Source organism: Paenibacillus sp. FSL H7-0943, from assembly GCF_037963265.1.
In the GTDB taxonomy this organism is placed as follows: domain Bacteria; phylum Bacillota; class Bacilli; order Paenibacillales; family Paenibacillaceae; genus Paenibacillus_AQ; species Paenibacillus_AQ odorifer.
On record NZ_CP150148.1, the window covers coordinates 2,388,741 to 2,406,268 of the forward strand.

Annotated in this window: 13 protein-coding genes; all 13 read left to right on the forward strand. The window is 46.3% G+C overall.

Annotated features, from left to right (window positions below):
• The first annotated feature begins 231 nt into the window (after positions 1-231).
• The 13 genes from NSQ55_RS10295 to NSQ55_RS10355 all read left to right on the forward strand — a co-directional run bounded on the left by NSQ55_RS10295 (position 232) and on the right by NSQ55_RS10355 (position 17,486).
• Entirely contained in the window at positions 232-1,470 is a 1,239-nt protein-coding gene (locus NSQ55_RS10295; protein ID WP_339172990.1) for an FprA family A-type flavoprotein, read from the forward strand.
• A gap of 16 nt (positions 1,471-1,486) precedes the next feature.
• Positions 1,487-2,701, forward strand: coding sequence for an FAD-dependent oxidoreductase (locus NSQ55_RS10300; RefSeq protein WP_076186683.1), 1,215 nt, complete (start codon positions 1,487-1,489; stop codon positions 2,699-2,701).
• A gap of 28 nt (positions 2,702-2,729) precedes the next feature.
• Complete coding sequence (gene rd / locus NSQ55_RS10305) at positions 2,730-2,912, forward strand: rubredoxin (RefSeq protein ID WP_339172993.1); 183 nt, start codon at positions 2,730-2,732, stop codon at positions 2,910-2,912.
• Positions 2,913-2,959: 47 nt separating this feature from the next.
• The gene (locus NSQ55_RS10310; RefSeq protein ID WP_051491610.1) at positions 2,960-3,670 is read left to right on the forward strand and encodes a Crp/Fnr family transcriptional regulator; all 711 of its coding nucleotides are present in this window, start codon (positions 2,960-2,962) and stop codon (positions 3,668-3,670) included.
• Positions 3,671-3,837: 167 nt separating this feature from the next.
• A complete protein-coding gene (locus NSQ55_RS10315) occupies positions 3,838-5,247 on the forward strand; it encodes an extracellular solute-binding protein (RefSeq protein ID WP_339172998.1) in 1,410 nt (469 codons plus the stop codon).
• A 222-nt stretch (positions 5,248-5,469) separates the two neighbouring features.
• Positions 5,470-6,534 (forward strand): GDSL-type esterase/lipase family protein, encoded by a 1,065-nt coding sequence (locus NSQ55_RS10320; protein ID WP_339173000.1) that lies wholly within the window; start codon positions 5,470-5,472, stop codon positions 6,532-6,534.
• 16 nt (positions 6,535-6,550) lie between these two features.
• Positions 6,551-8,104: an extracellular solute-binding protein gene (locus tag NSQ55_RS10325; protein ID WP_339173002.1), complete on the forward strand. Its 1,554-nt coding sequence runs from the start codon at positions 6,551-6,553 to the stop codon at positions 8,102-8,104.
• Positions 8,105-8,178: 74 nt separating this feature from the next.
• On the forward strand, positions 8,179-12,432 hold the full coding sequence (locus NSQ55_RS10330) for an alpha/beta hydrolase fold domain-containing protein (RefSeq protein WP_339173005.1): 4,254 nt from the start codon (positions 8,179-8,181) through the stop codon (positions 12,430-12,432).
• A 103-nt stretch (positions 12,433-12,535) separates the two neighbouring features.
• On the forward strand, positions 12,536-12,742 hold the full coding sequence (locus NSQ55_RS10335) for a tautomerase family protein (RefSeq protein ID WP_076130129.1): 207 nt from the start codon (positions 12,536-12,538) through the stop codon (positions 12,740-12,742).
• Entirely contained in the window at positions 12,732-13,688 is a 957-nt protein-coding gene (locus tag NSQ55_RS10340; protein WP_076130130.1) for an ABC transporter permease subunit, read from the forward strand. Before NSQ55_RS10335 ends, NSQ55_RS10340 begins: the two co-directional genes overlap by 11 nt.
• Positions 13,689-13,709: 21 nt before the next feature.
• A complete protein-coding gene (locus tag NSQ55_RS10345; protein WP_139329962.1) occupies positions 13,710-14,594 on the forward strand; it encodes a carbohydrate ABC transporter permease in 885 nt (294 codons plus the stop codon).
• A 64-nt stretch (positions 14,595-14,658) separates the two neighbouring features.
• On the forward strand, positions 14,659-15,690 hold the full coding sequence (locus tag NSQ55_RS10350) for a response regulator (protein WP_076186675.1): 1,032 nt from the start codon (positions 14,659-14,661) through the stop codon (positions 15,688-15,690).
• Positions 15,690-17,486 (forward strand): histidine kinase, encoded by a 1,797-nt coding sequence (locus NSQ55_RS10355; RefSeq protein ID WP_339173010.1) that lies wholly within the window; start codon positions 15,690-15,692, stop codon positions 17,484-17,486. Before NSQ55_RS10350 ends, NSQ55_RS10355 begins: the two co-directional genes overlap by 1 nt.
• Positions 17,487-17,528: the final 42 nt, after the last annotated feature.

Sequence of the window (17,528 nt, forward strand, 5' to 3'; positions counted from 1 at the left end):
ATAAAGTTGTTATGGGTTATTCTTTCTTTAAGGCGAAGTGCAAACATTTGTGTGGCTTTTTATTTAAAATGTGACTCAACGCATAATCACTTTATTTAGATCGTCTAAATTTAAGGTATTCATTTTTATCAAACTTTTATAATTTGATTCAAATCCTCTTTTTTGTTTGGCAGCCATAATAAAATAAGGTTGTTGATAAACATTATCAATCAAACATTGGAGGTTAAAGAAATGAGTACACAATTCAAAAAAATCGCCGAGGATACTTACTGGATAGGCAAAATCGATAACCGCCAGGTTCCATTTCACCGCCTGATTCTGGCAAAAGGAACTACCTATAATTCTTATTTATTAAAAACAGGTAAGCCAACTGTCATTGATACCGTAGATATGGAATTCGGACGTGAATATGCCGAGTGTCTGGGTGAAATAATTGATCTTCTAGATATCCATTACATTGTAATTAATCATACAGAGCCTGATCACTCTGGTGGACTGGCAGCTCTCGCTGCCAAGGCTGCAAATGCCACGATCGTATGCACCGAGATTGCTGTTCCCGAATTGCAGGAAATGTACAAGCTTCATAGCCGGAACTTCCTGGTGGTTAAAGACGGAGATAAGCTGGATATTGGCGGGAAAACGCTGCTGTTTAAAGAAACACCGTATCTCCATACCGCAGAAACGATGATCACCTATTGTATCGAAGATCAAATCTTATTTCCTTGTGATATTTTCAGCACGCATGTTGCGGTGGAGAATCTATTCAGCGATGAAGCCGGGTTTGATATTACGGAAGATTTCGAGGGCTATTACGCAGCAATTATTCATCCTCACAGAAGATATGTAAGAACCCTGTTAGAGGCTGTTAAGGATCTTGAGATCCGGATGATCGCTCCTTCCCATGGATTTGTGATCCGGAAGGACATACGTAAATATATCGGGATGTACGCCACATTGAGCCGTGAAACGACGCAAGGAAAAAAGGCAACCATCGTATATACCACCATCAAAAACAGTACCAAGAAGATGGCCAAAATCATACAGGATTGCTTGCAGGAAAATAATATAGAGACAGAGGTCTGGGATGCAGATAAAAGTAGTGCCACTGATATTCTGAACAGCATAACGTCAGCGGACGCGGTCTTTATTGGCAGCTCCACTAAATACGCGGACATGATTGGGAACCTGGAGAACATTCTGAAAGAATTGCACAATATGAATCTGGAAGGTAAACTTGCTGCAGCCTTTGGCTCCTACGGCTGGAGTGGTGAAGCCATTGAAGTCATTCAGGATTATCTGAATGGAACAAACATGACGGTGCAAAGCACATCTGAGGTTATTAAAACCACGGGGATGACACATGTAGAGTTCCCTGTACGAATCAGATTTTCCCCGAAAGAGCCAGAGAAAGTTCAAAAAATTAAAAATGCGGCTGAATTTGTTTCGGATTTGCTGCTGAGTTCATTTTAGGGAGGAGGAACATAGGATGACAAAACATTACGTTATTGTTGGCGGAGGAGTAGCCGCCGTCCATGCCGCCAAAGCCATCCGTGATCAAGACGCAGAATCGGAAATTTCGATCCTCGGGGAGGAAAGTCAACTGCCCTATAACCGGATTAAGCTGACCAAAGGGCTGTTTACTGACCTACACAGTGAGAAGGTGCTGATTAAAAAGGAAAAATGGTACCGCGATAACCGTATCTCCGTAAAAACCTCGACCCGAATCCGTTCTGTCCACCCGGACCGGCAAATAGTTGTGACAGAAGATGGGCAGAGTGTTTCTTATCATAAGCTTTTATTGTGTATGGGAGCGAAGAATCGTGCACTCTCCCTTGAGGGCTTCGCCCTGAACAATGTTCATACCCTCCGGGATATGAACGACGCGGACAGATTGAAAGAAAACCTGCAGGATGGCAGCCATGTAGCCGTAATCGGTGGGGGAGTGCAGGGAATCGAAACCGCTTGGGCGCTGCATGAAGCTGGATATCAGGTAACGGTGATCGAAGCTTTTCACCGGTTGATGGGCAGACAGCTTGATGAGAAATCCTCACAGCTCCTTAAAGAGAACCTTGAACAAGCAGGTGTGAAGGTTATTCTTCGAGCTGATGTAGCGTCTATAACAGGAACTGAGTATGTTACCGGAATTACGCTGCACGACCAATCTCATTTTTCCTGTGACCATGTAGTCTACTCTATTGGTATTGTACCGAATACGAAACTGGTAAGTGGCTCGAATATTCAAGTCCGGCAGGGCATTATCGTAAATGAACAAATGCAAACAAATGATCCGCATGTGTATGCAGCCGGAGATGTGGCTGAAATTAACGGGCATGTGGAAGGACTGTGGGGCGGAGCGATTGAGCAGGGCAGGATTGCCGGCAGTAATATGGTCGCCAATCTGACGGCGTATCGTAGAGCTGTTCCGGTTACCTTGTTTACCGCCTTTGGTATCTCTTTATTTTCGATAGGCAACGTGGATGAACAGTGTTGCGATACGGCGGTAAGCGGAGATGACAATGGGGCGTATACGCGTATCTATGTGAAAGATAACACAATGATCGGTGCGATATCCTGGCAAGGTGCAGCTGCTTCTCTGGGGTATAAAACCGCTGTTGAGTATGGCATCTCCCTTGAGGGGATCGATGTTAACGGGAGTAGCATCGAGGAGATTATGGCTGAAGTACAAACCAGGTTGAACTAAACTATTAACTTTTTAGGAGATGATAAAGATGAAAAAATACATTTGTCTACCCTGTGGTTATATCTATGATCCGGCATTAGGCGATCCCGATGAGGATGTTGTTGCAGGCACTGCATTTGAAGACTTGCCTGAAGATTGGGTCTGTCCGGTATGCGGTGAAGATACCAGTCATTTTGCGCCGGTTGAAAACAAAAAAACTTCTGTATCCTAAAGGAAAGTAGGAGTTGTACAAAAAAATGAACAACAGGGGGGACAGTTATGAAGGAGTATTCTTGCCAATACGCTGCTGAACCTTGTACCCGCAAGGTGCCTATTTTTGCTGCGTTAAGCGATGACGATCTCTCCCGGATCAGCGCTATGATCAAGCATCGTAAGTTTACTAAAGGTCAACCTTTAATTCTGGAAGGGGCGCCGTCAGATACGCTGTACATTATTCAGCGAGGGCATGTTAAATTATCCAAAACAACTCCTGAGGGCAAGGAACAAATTTTGCACATCTTGACGAATGGAGACTTTTTCGGAGAACTGAGCATTTTTAACAGCGATGAGCTGAGTAACTTCAGTGCTTATGCTCTGAAAGACACAAACATTTGCATGCTGACCCGAACGGATATGGAGCAGCTGATGAGGGATAATCCGGATATTTCGCTCAGGCTACTGAAGAGTGTGACCAAAAGACTAGCCCATACGGAAAATCTGGCGCAAAGCCTGGCGACCAAAGATCCCGAAATACGAATTGCTTATATGATCATGGAACTCAGCGACAAATATGGTAAGCAGCGTGGCACTCATATTCATATTGACCTTCCGTTGTCTCGTGAAGAGCTGGCCAGTTATGTTGGGGTCACCCGCGAAACTATTAGCAGAAAATTCTCAAGGTTTGAAGATTCAGGTCTTATTGAGCTAATCGGAAACAAGCAAATGCTCATTATAGATCCAGCCGGTTTGGAGAGTTATATGGGGTATTAAGAGGATTACGGTGTATTGACCGATCTGTATGACACCGTGGGTGCAGAACATACGCTATATGGGGCCAGACTCCGATACTTGTCGTTCCCAAAGGATTTCAGTATGATGAATACTATATAAACTTGTCCCTATGGGCTCGATTAATCGGAAGATGGCGAGGAAACCCAATGCAGAAAAGGAATAGCAGAAAATTTTTCCGTATCAGGCTAGAGGAAATGATTCAAACCTTGCGACATGAAATTCATTCGGGAAGTATAGCGATCGGCAGTTATCTTCCTTCAGAAAGCGACTTAGAGGTGCGCTTCGGACTTAGTAACGCTTCTGTGCGCAACGGGCTTAAGGTGCTGGTGGATGAAGGCTTAATTGAGAAAATTCCGCGTGTTGGCAATCGGGTAATTCCTCCGGTAGAGGAAGGCAGAACGACGATCAAGTTCGGATATGTGAACACCATCCCCAAGCTTGTAGAGATGCAAGAGCTACTGAATGAGTTCGGTAAACGCTATCCGCATATCGACGTTCAGCCGCTCGAGTTGTCTTCAGGAAACTACTCGACATCTTTGAAGGAATATTTGCAGTCGGAAATCATGGATGTCGTACTGATGAATAATAACAATTATCAGGATTTTTTGGAGCAAGGCTGTACGGAGCTGCTGGAGCCGATGGAGGAACAGCCGGACACGTATCGTTTTCTTTCCGACCCGTTCCGGTATGGTGACCGTAATCGCGTTCGCCCCTTCATTTATTCTCCAGTCGTGCTTTGTTATAATAAACAGCACTTTAAGGAAGCCGGCGTATCACCACCAGACAGTAGCTGGACCTGGGACGATTTGTTTGCTAATGGTCGAAAGGTAGCAGAAGGTCAAGACTGGTACGGTTTTTATTTTTATTTGCCTTCTCGTAACCGGTGGCCGTTGTTCCTGCTTCAAAGCGGCACAACGTTTGCGGCAGAACAGGATGACGAAGGGAAATACCGGTTCAGCGGCTCAAAGCTACTCGACAGTTTAGGAACCATCCGAAAGCTGATAGGCATGAAAGATGTATTTCCAGCTGTATTGTCTGAGAGCGATGCGGATGCGGAAGCCTTGTTCTTGCAAGGCAAAGTGTCCATGATAATGACGACCTATTACTTCTTGAATCAATTGCGTCAATCCGATTTGGCATTCGATATTGCTCCATTGCCGCGGCTGCAAAATGCTGATACGCTGCTGATTATAAATGGACTGGCGGTTAACAGCAAATCACAGAACAAGGATGCATCCATGCTACTCGTTGATTTTCTCACCTCACACGAGGCGCAACTGATCATTAGGCGCAAAACACTGAATATTGCAGCCAACCGTTTGGTGATGGATTGGGAAGGTGAGGAAGTGGGGTATCGTCCGGCCCGTTTTCAGCTTTACCGTGAGATCTTCCCTACCTATCGTCTGGTTACAGAGCTGGGTTTAAGCAACCTCCAGTTGAAAGAGATTCAACGTGATATCATGATGTTTGTTTCAGGTCTACTGGACAACGACGAGTTATGCCGCAGACTTGAGGAAATATTGAATGCGGTAATTCAGGAGACTCAGCACTCTTGAAGACTGAAAGTTTATGTGAAAATCCCGGCACAGGTTCAATTCTGAATCTGTGCTTTTTGTTATGTTGAAGTATTTGTTTGTTGCACAAGAGTTGACTCATATATGACTCATAATAAACATAAAAACTTGTTGACTATGCTTTTGTTGTTATTATATGATGCAATAGAAGTCAGATATGAGTTAACGCGAACTCGATTTTATTAAGGTGGTGTAGCTGCAAAGATGGAAAAGGAAGGCGTTTATTTTCACAATGTTTCGGAGCTGGTTCATAAACCCTATCAATCTGGATTGCATCTCCAGCGTTTTCCACAGCATGTGCGCAATGGCTTGTCAGAGAAAGGAAGAACCAAAGCTATACAATCGAACGGCTGCGAATTGCGGTTTGTCACCGAATCCAAGCATGTTAGGGTCACTGTCGGATCGAATGATAGTAACGGCCGCGTTGTGGTATGCAGAGGGGATTTTTTTCATTCTCAGCATTTTCTGCAGGCGGGTACGGTAACCACTCTGCACTTGGAGGAGCCGGAACGTTTTACAGAGGTATCAAGTAAGCGGCTGAATCAGTCTGGATTTTCCTCTAACGTATGGCGTTTGCATTTTGATCGTTTCGGAGCTGTTTTCTACGACGTGGATGCTTTTGGTTGTGAAGTACGTGCGCCTAGACCGGAAGAGGTACCGAAGCTTACGATGCTCGCCTATGGATCTTCCATCAGCCAGAGCGCGGGATCCACGCATCATTTCAATGGTTACTTACAGCAGACAGCGCGCAGACTTGGTGTGGATGTGCTAAATCTTGCGCTTAGCGGATCTTGTTATTGCGAGGACGTAGTTGCCGATCATCTGGCTGAACGTGAGGATTGGAATTTTCTGTTTCTGGAACTTGGTGTCAATATGCGTGCTGTAGTGTCTCCCGAGGAATTCAAGCGTAGAGTGTCTTACATGCTGGACCGGGTTATCAAAAATCATCCTGACAAACCTGTGTTCGTTACTACGATTTATCCGAATCGTGCAACGTATTTTCTTGATACAGGCCATCTTCTTCATGTCCAAGAGGCGGTTTTTAACGAAGTGCTGCTTCGTTACTGTGAAAGCAATAAACATCCACAACTACATCTGCTGGATGGCGCATCAGTCATGCGCGATCTTACCTCGCTGACCTCCGATCTGATTCATCCTTCCGATTATGGACACACGCTAATGAGCGAGCATTTAGCCAAGCTGTTGCGGCCCATGATCGAACCCCTCCGAACTTCTAGTCATTCTACTGAAGTGTCCCCAATTTTATAATAGGGAGTTGATGGAAATGAAGCGTTGGATGCTTACCATGGTGGGAGTTTCATTATTAGCCGTCTCTATGAATGGATGTTCCTCTTCTAATAAGGGGGGAGAAGAACAAGCAGGGGAGAGTCCGGAAAAAACCACTGCTTTCTCCATATCGTTCCGGAGCGGAGACATTTCGTATGCAGACAATCATCCGAATATTAATGATGACAAATGGGTCAAAAAGCTGGAGGACCTTACAAATACAGTTCTTAACATCCGTTTGATGCAGCAGAAAAATTTTGATTCGCAAATGATTCAAATGTTCGCGATCAACGACATTCCGGATGTCGTGCAAGCAAGCTCTGGGCTGACGAACCCTCAGTTGGCAGGTTCCGTGGAAGCCGGAGTATTCATGCCCCTAAATGAATTGCTTGAGCAGTATGGGCAGGATCTTCTCAAGAAAGTTCCGAAGGAGGCATGGGAGAAGGAGACCGATGCGAAAGGTAATATCTATGCGATTCCGGAATGGCTGTCCAATCCGTCACGCCGGGCAACTTGGATTCGTGCGGATCTTTTGGAACAAACAGGGCTGCCAGAGCCTAAAACAGTAGATGACTTCCTGAATGTCATGCGTGCTTTTAAGAAGCTGGGTGTGGAGAATCCTTATATGGGCCGGGAGGACTTTGTATATTCGGATATGTTCTTCGGATCTTACGATACCTTTGCTAATTTCTTTATGAAACAAGGGGATCAAATTGTCCCGAAATTTATGAATATCAAAAATATGCAAAAGACGATCCAAACGTACAAGACAATGTTCGACGAAGGACTGATCAACAAGGAATTCGTCACAATTAATCCCACGAAATTTAAGAACGATATTCTTGCAGGCAAGGCGGGCATCTGGAACATGAATGCGAACCTGTTGATCCAATGGGATCAGCAGCTAAGAGAACAGGTACCTACTGGTAAAATGAAGCTGATTGCCTCGCCCACAGGGCCAGACGGTAAGGGGGGACTTCGTCTTGTCGGTACGGTGCCGCGAGCGTATTTAATTAACAAGAATGCGAAAGACCCTGCCGGGATCGTCAAGTTTTTCAACTGGATGGTTAGTGACGAAGCGGAGAAGTTTTTTACCTTCGGAATTGAAGGGGAAAACTACACTGTAGAGAACGGAAATATTAACTATAACAGACCGAAAACAGCTGATGAAGTTGATGAAGAAACGTTCCGTCAAATCCTGCTGTGGTTCGTACAGGATACTACCTACAATAAAGGTGCGCTTAGTCTCACACCCGAAGGAAAAGATTTGATGAAGCTCTACGACACAGTACTTGCGAATGAGGGACGCGACGGGATTCAATTTGAACCGCAAGTAAAAGGCTATCAGAAAAACCCGGACATCACCCCAGGTGGAGATAAATTGCCACCAGTTATATTGACGCATGTGATCAATATGGTATACGGCAAAAAGCCGATTTCCGACTATCCGAAGGTGGTGGAGGAATGGCTGCAGAAGGGGGGAAGTGACGTCGTCAAGGAAGCAACAGAACGTTATAACAATAACGACGGTGTGATTTTGTCCCGACATTAATAAGCTGCATCTCACAAGAGGTTTGAACTCCATAATGCTTGTGATTACCTATACCATGTCAAGGAGGAATTTATTTGAGAAACGGACTATATAGGAAAGCTTTTCGAGTGGGCATTAGAGTACTGTTGTCTTTGGCTTTGTTATATTCGCCTTTGGAAATGCAAGCGCTTACTGAAGTTTATGCAGACGGAATAACCGATGACTATGTTACGCTCTACGAGGAAAACTTCGATGACCCTGACAATTTTGGATCTACCGGTGGTATTGCCATTCCGGGGCCTTGGCTGCAGGAAGGCGAAGGAAACAGTATGGTGAAAACTTCGGTTTCGTCCACGGCCCCGTCCGTACCGAATCTGATGAAAATCGATGGCAAGGATGCATTGGCGCTGCCAGTGAATTCGACGGGGTACCGCAATCTTCAATTGAGTTATTATACACGGGCATCCTCCTACATCGGAGGAAGCGTCATCGTAGAATGGTCAAGTGACGGAGGGATAAATTGGACAACGCTGGAGGAATTTAAGCTGCCCCCAGGAACGCTGGAACAAAAGAACAGTGAGCCGAACCAACTCAAAGTCCAAAACTTGGGCAGCGGAGCTGACAACAACCCGAACGTCAAAATCCGGGTTCGTGTGGGGGAGCTTATGAGCGCGAATATGTACATCGATAGTGTCGCCCTCAAAGCTCAAACGATTCCCGGAATACCACCCGCAGAGACACCGGTGCCAATCCCTACACCGGCTGAACCTAAGCCGTTTGTGGTTCCTGAAGGCGTTAAGCTGTATGAAGATGTGCTGATTGGGAATGCTGGAACGCGGCCGATTTATACTTCGATTGCCGTACCCAAGATCCTGCCTCAAGCACCCGTGCCAGTGATGGTATACATTCATGGCGGAGGTTGGAATCACGGAGACCGGAAGCAAGCCCTTGCCAGTATCTGCAACTATGTAACCAAGCGAGGATATATCGGAGTATCGCTGGATTACCGCTTAACCCCGGAAGCGCCATTCCCGGCGCAAATTCAGGATGTGAAGCTTGCTATTCGTTACTTGCGCGCGCATGCGGCAGAATACCATCTGGACCCGAGTCGGATCGGTGTATGGGGTTCGTCGTCAGGGGGGCATCTGGCCTCACTGCTCGGTACGACTGGGAACATTAAGTCAGGCGAGACAATCACATTGGATACAGGACATACCGTAAATGTTCCGGATTTGGCTGGGAATGGCGGTTGGCAGCAATATTCTGATCAAGTGCAAGCCGTTGTCGATCTCTACGGTCCAGCGGATTTTACAACAAACTTCGCTAATAGCTATAAATCTGTAAAAGCGCTTTTAGGCGGGAACGACGCGTTCTCTGTGCCAGACCAGGCAAGGTTGGCCATGCCTGGCACTTATGCGTCACCGGACGATCCGCCTTTTTTCATCCGCCATGGGGATGTGGATGCGACGATCCCATATACGGACAGTATTACGTTCTCCAATCAATTGAAGGATGCAGGCGTGAAAGTGGTCGATGTCAAAATTGTACCTAAACAAGGTCACGGTTTTATAGGCGAAGCGGCTGAGCAAGCAAGCGCCGAGGCTTGGGCTTTTATGGATCAATATGTAAAGAATCGAACGGCAACAACACCTGATGATGAGGTTGTATATCGCGATCTAGCCATTCTGGCACCGAGCGACGATGCAGTCATCGACAGCAGCAAGCCCACTGTAAACTTCAATAGCGCGACGGGCAGCAGCAATGGATTGTTCAGTATTTCTTCTGGCGCCGAGAACAAGAAATATGTGTATTTTAAATTTGATGTCTCTTTATATAGCAATCCTGCAAACAGGTATATTTTTAATGTTGCTGCCAAAAAGGGTTCATCCAATGCGGACCTCGAACTTTCGTTATTCGGCCTAAAGGATACAAATTGGACTGAATCGGAGCTGACTTGGAGCAATGCGCCTGTCACGGATCTGACCATTGCTTCGTTAAGTGGGAAATTTACCGTAACGGCAGACAAATCAGGAGCTCCACAGGTTTACAGCATCGATGTGTCCGAGTTTGTCAGAGAAAGATTGTCCGCATCGGGCGGTAATATCGCTTTTCTGCTTGGTGATGCGGCAAGCACTGGAATTTCCCTCAATGTCTATTCGAAAGAAGCTAATGGCAACAGCAACCCCCGTCCACAGCTGGTTGTTCAAGAAGCGGTTGCACCTTCAAGCGACCATGAGAAACCTTCCTGGCCGGATGGAAGTTCTCTGAAAGCTGTCAATATAGGTACAGAGTTCATTCAACTTTCTTGGCCGGCCGCCAGCGATAATCAAGGTATCGGCTCCTATCGCGTATACCGGGATAGCACCCTGTTATCCAATGTTACCGATGCAACGTATACAGCCGTCGGGCTTAGCCCTAGCACGGCGTACAGTTTTAAGGTTGAAGCGGTGGATCAGTCGGGCAATACATCCGTACCGCTTTCTTTTACCCGGTCAACGCTTACAGAACCCATCATTCCTTACGCGATTGCAAACGTGACAGCCAGCGACAGCGATGGCAATATCGCAACGAATACCATCGATAATAACTTGTTCACCCGTTGGTCCGCCGCAGGTAACAGCCCGTGGATCCAATACGATTTAGGCGAACGGAAGCAGATCAGTTATTTAGGTATTGCCGTTTATAAAGGTGACACGCGTACGGCTCAATTGAGTATCGAAACTTCAAATGACGGTTTGGCTTGGACTACCATATGGACTGGTGCAAGCATGTACAGAACCATAGAGATGCAACCTTTTGATTTTCCTGACACAGAAGCCAGATATGTGCGTATCGTAGGTCTTGGGAATTCTGATGGCAGCGCGTTTACAAGTTTATCGGAGATAAACATCTATGCGCCGTTCGCAAATGGCCATACACCTGTAGCCAGCATCCCGAACTACACGCCTAATCCCCCCCGGGAACCGATCCCATTCAAAGCTCCCGGATTAACCGAACCTGAGGGTACGGTGCATCCGGTTCATTCCTCACCTACAACCACTGGGCGCATCTTGAACGTGCTGGACTATAATGCTGATCTCGCCGATAACGACACAGATGACGGTATTGCTATACAAGCTGCCATAAACAGTGCTGAGCCCGGCGATGAGGTCTATTTGCCGTCTGGGGTTTATAATTTGAACTCAACATTGGATACTCTTGTCAATTTGAAGCTCAAGTCAGGAGTAAACCTTCGCGGTGAGGATCAATCAACAACCATCCTCAAGACATCTCTCAATAAGGTAAAAAACAGCGCCCTGATGAAAGTATCCGGACAGCATGATCTGTCCATATCTAATCTCACATTGACTTCTACCTGGAACGGTGTCTACACGACGGACCATAAAGTGAACAACCCGGACGCCGGTGGTCCCGACAGCATGATTATCATCGCAAACTTTGGTGAGGTTCCGTCATACAACATCACGGTTGATGGGGTTACTGTAGAGAAGTATTCACGTATGGGTGTGCGTATCGACAACAGCCGTGATATTGTCGTACGCCGCAGCACGTTCCGAAATGCGACAGATGTAGGTCCGGGCGGTGCTGGCTATGGTGTGTCGATTCAAGGCATGGCCAAACAGGATCGCAACGGGTATGAGAACGACACGGTTTGGAATGTTGTGGAGGACTCCCATTTCGAAGGCCCTTATTTGCGGCATGGGGCGCTGATCCAATTTGTTGCCCATAACAATGTCCTGCGAAACAATCAGTTTATGAATACAAAGCTGGATGCCATCGATCTGCATGGAGAACTCGAATATTTGAACGAGATATACGGCAATGTGATTATTGACATTCCCTACGGTGCGGCGATCGGGCTGGGAAACACCGGGGGTACAGCACCCAGCAATCACAGTAAGTCAGGACCGCGCAACTATATTCATGACAATACGATTCGTAATACAAGAGAAGGAATCAATGTAACTATGGGCACCCCGGATACAGTCATTGAGCGAAATGTGATTGAGAATACAACGCATATAGAGGACGCCAAGGGCATTCAGATTTTAAACGGGCCAGGTACTATCATTAAGGAAAATATCATTCGCAACAATACCGCGTCGAATTATTGGGCTGTATCCCTTGAGCATGATCCCGGCGACAGCAAAGCAAATGATATCGGAGCGGGCGACCCGCAGGACGTTCAATTGATCGAAAATTCGCTGATTGGCAATACGAACGGTATTCGACTTCTTGCTGGAAAAGGGATCATCCTGCAGGGGAATCTTATTGACAGTATAAGTTGCAATTATTTCAAAAATGATCATGTAGTAGTAGAGGGTTGGCCGTTACCGATTATACCCTAAAGAAAACACAAGCTCACTCATAGAAACTCCATATTGCAAGCGCTTTATTGTAGGTAGAATGAGGTTAGATTCATTCACTATTTAAGGAAATGGAGGAAAGCCGATGCCACATATTGAGATTAGGATGTACGAAGGCCGAACGAGTGAGCAGAAGGAGGAGATAGTCACCGTATTCACGCGGGAGTTATCCCGAATTATTGAACGGGAGGAACGATTTATTACCGTCGAATTTCAAGAAATTCCCCTGGATGAGAATGCTCCGGCGAACCTGCTGAAAACAGGACCTATAGGAAACGGTTATGAAAGCTAAGTTAACTGGGGTTGACCTTATTAACTACAAAGCCGACACGAAAAGGTCCTTGCTTTTAAACATGTGGAAATTCAGAGCACTCTATGTGATTGCGATTCCCGGGATCTTGTATTTTATTATTTTCAAGTACTTGCCGTTGGCTGGTTCAGTTATTGCGTTTCAGAACTACAATATTTTTAAAGGCTTTACAGGCAGTGAATGGGTGGGACTCGAGCACTTTAGGACGATGTTCCAATACCAGGATTTCGGAAGAATCTTGAGCAATACAATTCTGCTAGGCTTGTATGATCTTATATTCGCCTTTCCGGCTCCAATATTGCTTGCGCTTCTGCTGAATGAAATTCGGCTTGTGTTTTACAAACGGTTTTTGCAAACGGTGGTTTATATGCCCCATTTCCTGTCTTGGGTAATTGTCAGCGGTATCGCCTTGGGTATCCTCTCCCCAGGAACAGGAATTGTGAATCAGGCTTTACAAGCTTTCGGCTTTGAACCGATTTATTTTCTTGGTGAAAATTCATACATTCGCACGATTTTGATCAGTTCCGGTATCTGGAGGGATTCCGGGTACGGTACGATCATTTATCTGGCCGCGTTGGCAGGAATAAACCCAGATCTTTATGAGGCTGCTGAAGTAGACGGAGCCGGGCGCTGGAAACAAACCTTAGCCATTACACTGCCGTCTCTTATACCGACGATTATGATTTTGTTCCTTCTCCATATCGGGAGATTTCTTGATCTTGGCTTCGAGCGGGTATGGGTATTCCTGAACGCGCTTAATACCGGGAACGGGGAGATTCTGGACACTTATATCTATAAGGCGGGGCTGCTGTCTCAGCAATACAGCTATACAACAGCAGTGGGGCTATTCAAGTCGGTAGTTGGACTCATTCTGGTGCTCATCGGCAACATTTTGAGCAAAAAAACAACCGGTGAATCGCTGTATTAATCGCTCTTTATGGAGGTAGGGATGATGAGAGTACGCTATACTCGCGGCCAGAATCTATTTAATGTGTTCAATCTTTTGTTTCTGACCGCTCTCGCTTTGGCTATGTTTCTGCCGTTTCTGAATGTGATTGCCCAGTCCTTTAGCAGCTCTGAAGCAATTATTAATGGCAGGGTAGGCTTGCTGCCAAAGGAATTTACCGCGATCAATTATCAGTACGTTTTCAGCGATCATTCCATTTGGCGGGCGTTCGGTGTCTCCGTCTATATTACGGTACTGGGCACCGCCATTAATCTGATTGCGACAGCTTCTCTCGCTTATCCGGTGTCCCGGCCGGAATTCGTAGGACGTAAATACATCGTCATGATGGTATTGTTCACTATGGTATTCAGTGCCCCTCTTATTCCAAACTTTATCCTGATCAAAAATTTGGGGCTTATGAACTCCTTATGGGCACTTATGATTCCGGGGGCCATCAGCGCATTTAACTTTTTCGTGATGAGAAGCTTCTTTATGCAGCTGCCTCAGGAGCTGATAGATTCCTCCAGAATCGATGGGTGTGGCGAGCTGCGGATCATAGTCAATATGGTACTGCCGTTGTCCAAACCGGTAATGGCCTCATTGGGGATTTTTTACGCCGTCGGGCACTGGAATACGTACATGAGCGCTCTGTATTATATCAACAAGCCGTCATTATGGCCTCTGCAAGTGATGTTGAAGAAGCTCTTCGAGACGGACGATATCAGCATTGATCCGGCTTCCTCAGTTTATAGCTCTTTGGCCCACACCTCACCTGAGGGCATCAAAATGGCTGTTATCATTGTCGCTACTATTCCGATTATCATGATTTATCCGTTTCTTCAACGCCATTTCGTTAAAGGAATGATGGTCGGATCCGTCAAATCCTGATCTATCATAGTGTGGTAGAATAGGAACGCGTTAAGCGAGACGAATCGGAAGGTGGTATCCATGGATGAGATGTGTATTAATCGTAGACGACGAGCCCATGATTCGAAAGGGACTTTCTATCATGATCCAGCAATGCGGCGAGCATCCGTATAACATTAAGCTGGCCCAGAATGGCGAGGAGGCAATCCAGCTCATTATGGAGGAGCAGCCGGATTTTCTTTTTACAGATATCCGTATGCCCAAGGTAGACGGACTGGAGCTGTGCCGGCGGCTGTCGGAGATGGAGACGGATATTCAGACTGTTGTCATCTCGGGTTATGGGGATTTTGAATACGCCCGCCAATGCGTGTCCTATGGAGTGAAAGAATATCTCCTGAAACCCGTGAGCAAAGGGAACCTTCAAAATGTGATCGCCAAACTGGAAGCGCATAGAGAGAAGTTAGAGAGTTTTGTCTCTGTCGCTAAGCTCGATGAATGGGTCGTGCGTATGGATGATGCCATCTGGACCTTGGATAAAGAAAGGCTGTACCTTGTACTGAAGGAATGGGAAACTGACTTCCTCCAGCGTAAGATGAGCCGAATTCAGCAAAAAGAGCTTCTGGAAGAGGGCTATGCTTTACTCGTGAAGAAGCTGCTTGTCAATTCAGTTACACCCGGTAAAAGCGTGTTAGACTTGTCCGCAGCAGCTGGACCTGAGCAGTTATTTCACTGCTTCGCAGAAGCGTCAGCAGCTATATTGGAAGAGCTTCGTAGAAAGCGCAAGGGTAAAGCGAAGGATCCGATAGAGGAAGCTAAAGCATTTATTGAAAAGCATCTCGCCCAGGAAGTATCGCTGGAAGAAGTGGCGGAAGTGCTTGGGCTAAATGCCTCTTATTTCAGCCAGATGTTTAAGCACTCAACAGGAGAGACCTTTGTACATTACCGCATAAAACGCAGGATGGAGAAGGCCAAAAGATTACTTGCCGATGCAAGCTATCGGATCACCGATATTTCCTATGAAGTCGGGTATGCAGACCATCCTCATTTTACGAAGACGTTCAAAAAGTTCACCGGGCTGGCTCCTTCTGAGTACCGCAACCAGCTGGGGATCGATTGATGAGAAAGAGTCTGTCGAACAAGCTGTTTGCCTCCTTTCTGACCGTCATTCTTCTATCCTTGTCCATGGTTGGATTTATCTCTTATTTTCAGGCTTCGGCTGAGCTGGATAAGTCTTCTGAGAAGTCCATTGCTCAAGTCATCAGAAGTGCGTCTTATCAAACGGATCTGTATTTGCAAAATTATGAAAAGGCTAGCGATTCCATCCTGTCCTACAATCAAGTCAAGGAGTTCTTGGATATGGACCCGGAGGATAGCTTCTCCTACTATCAATATACGAATGACATTCAGAAGTATTTGTTTCGTTCTTTGTTTATTCTGTATCCCCAGATTAATCTGATGTACGTCATCGGTGAACACGGCAAGGCCATTAGCGATGATAACTCCTATCAGGCACATAGCCTGCAGTTTCATCCTCAGGAACGCTACCGTTTCTTAAGCGAACATACGCCGGAAAGCGGCCGCATCACCATTCTCAACACGAATGTGATGAATGAAGGGGATAAGAACATTATTACGATGGTCCGCCGAATCAGAGGGGTCTCTTCCTATCGTCCCAAAGGTATAGTCGCCATTGAATTCAAGGCAGAGGATCTGGCCCGTATATGGGAACCTCTTGATCTGGGACAGGGCGGGTCCTATTTTATCATGGACGAATTCGGCAAGCTCCTTTACCGGGCGGAAGGGAATAATAACCACCCTGGGTTATCTGCTGAGCACATTCAGAACGTATTTCAACACCCAAATGACTCTGTGGTGGAAAAAGTAGACGGGAAAGAGTATTTGTTCGTGTCGAGAAAATCCGAATATTCCAAATGGCAGCTTGTAGTATCCATACCCGTTGGTGAGCTGCGCAAGCCTATTTCTACCATTCGTACGACCACGCTGGTGGTGGGAGTTCTCACGCTTGTCGGCACACTGCTACTTGCAGCCTGGTTCGGACGATCCATCACGAAGCCCATCCTGATTCTTAAGGAGGGCATGAGGGAGACGGAAAAAGGCAAGTGGCGCAGGCTTGAGATGAACGGCCGTCAGGATGAACTGGGGGGATTGATGCGCAGCTACAATCTCATGGTGACCCGGCTGTCCGAAATGATTGAGCGGGTATACGAAGCAGAGCTTACCACCCAGAAGGAGGCTCTGGAGCGTCATCAAGCTGAATTCCAGGCACTCCAGCTGCAGATTAATCCGCACTATCTATATAACACATTAGAGACTATCAAATGTTACGCGGTCGTTCAGGATTCGGATGAAATCACAGAAATAGTGGAGGCCATGGCATTCATGCTTCGCTACTCCATCCAAACTAATCTGGAGGAAATTACGATTGCCAATGAGCTTAATCATGTACTGAGCTACATGACGATTCTCAAGCACCGGATCGGCAGGGAGTTCGAAATTGACGTAGTGATTCCGCCGACGCTGCTACTGGCTAAGATGGTCAGGCTTACACTTCAGCCCTTGATCGAAAATATTTTTCAGCATGCGTTTCCCGAGGGAATTGAAGACAAGCACTATATTAGAATCGACGCCAGAAAAGAGGGAGATCGTTTTCTAGTTCTTGTAGAGGATAACGGCGCAGGGATGTCCCGCGAACGGCTTGATAAGCTTCGTGAGAGGCTGAATCTGAATCAGCTGGCGGATACGGAAGGAGACTCCCTCTATCATAGAGGTGGAATCGGGCTCATGAACGTGCACCGGAGAATTCAAATGGTGTTCGGTGAACAATACGGATTAAGTGTCGAAAGCGTGGAGAATGAGGGAACCCGGTTGATCTTATCCATGCCTGCGGAGTGAGGAAAAAGATGTTTTCAGAAAAAATTACTATTAGGAGGAAAT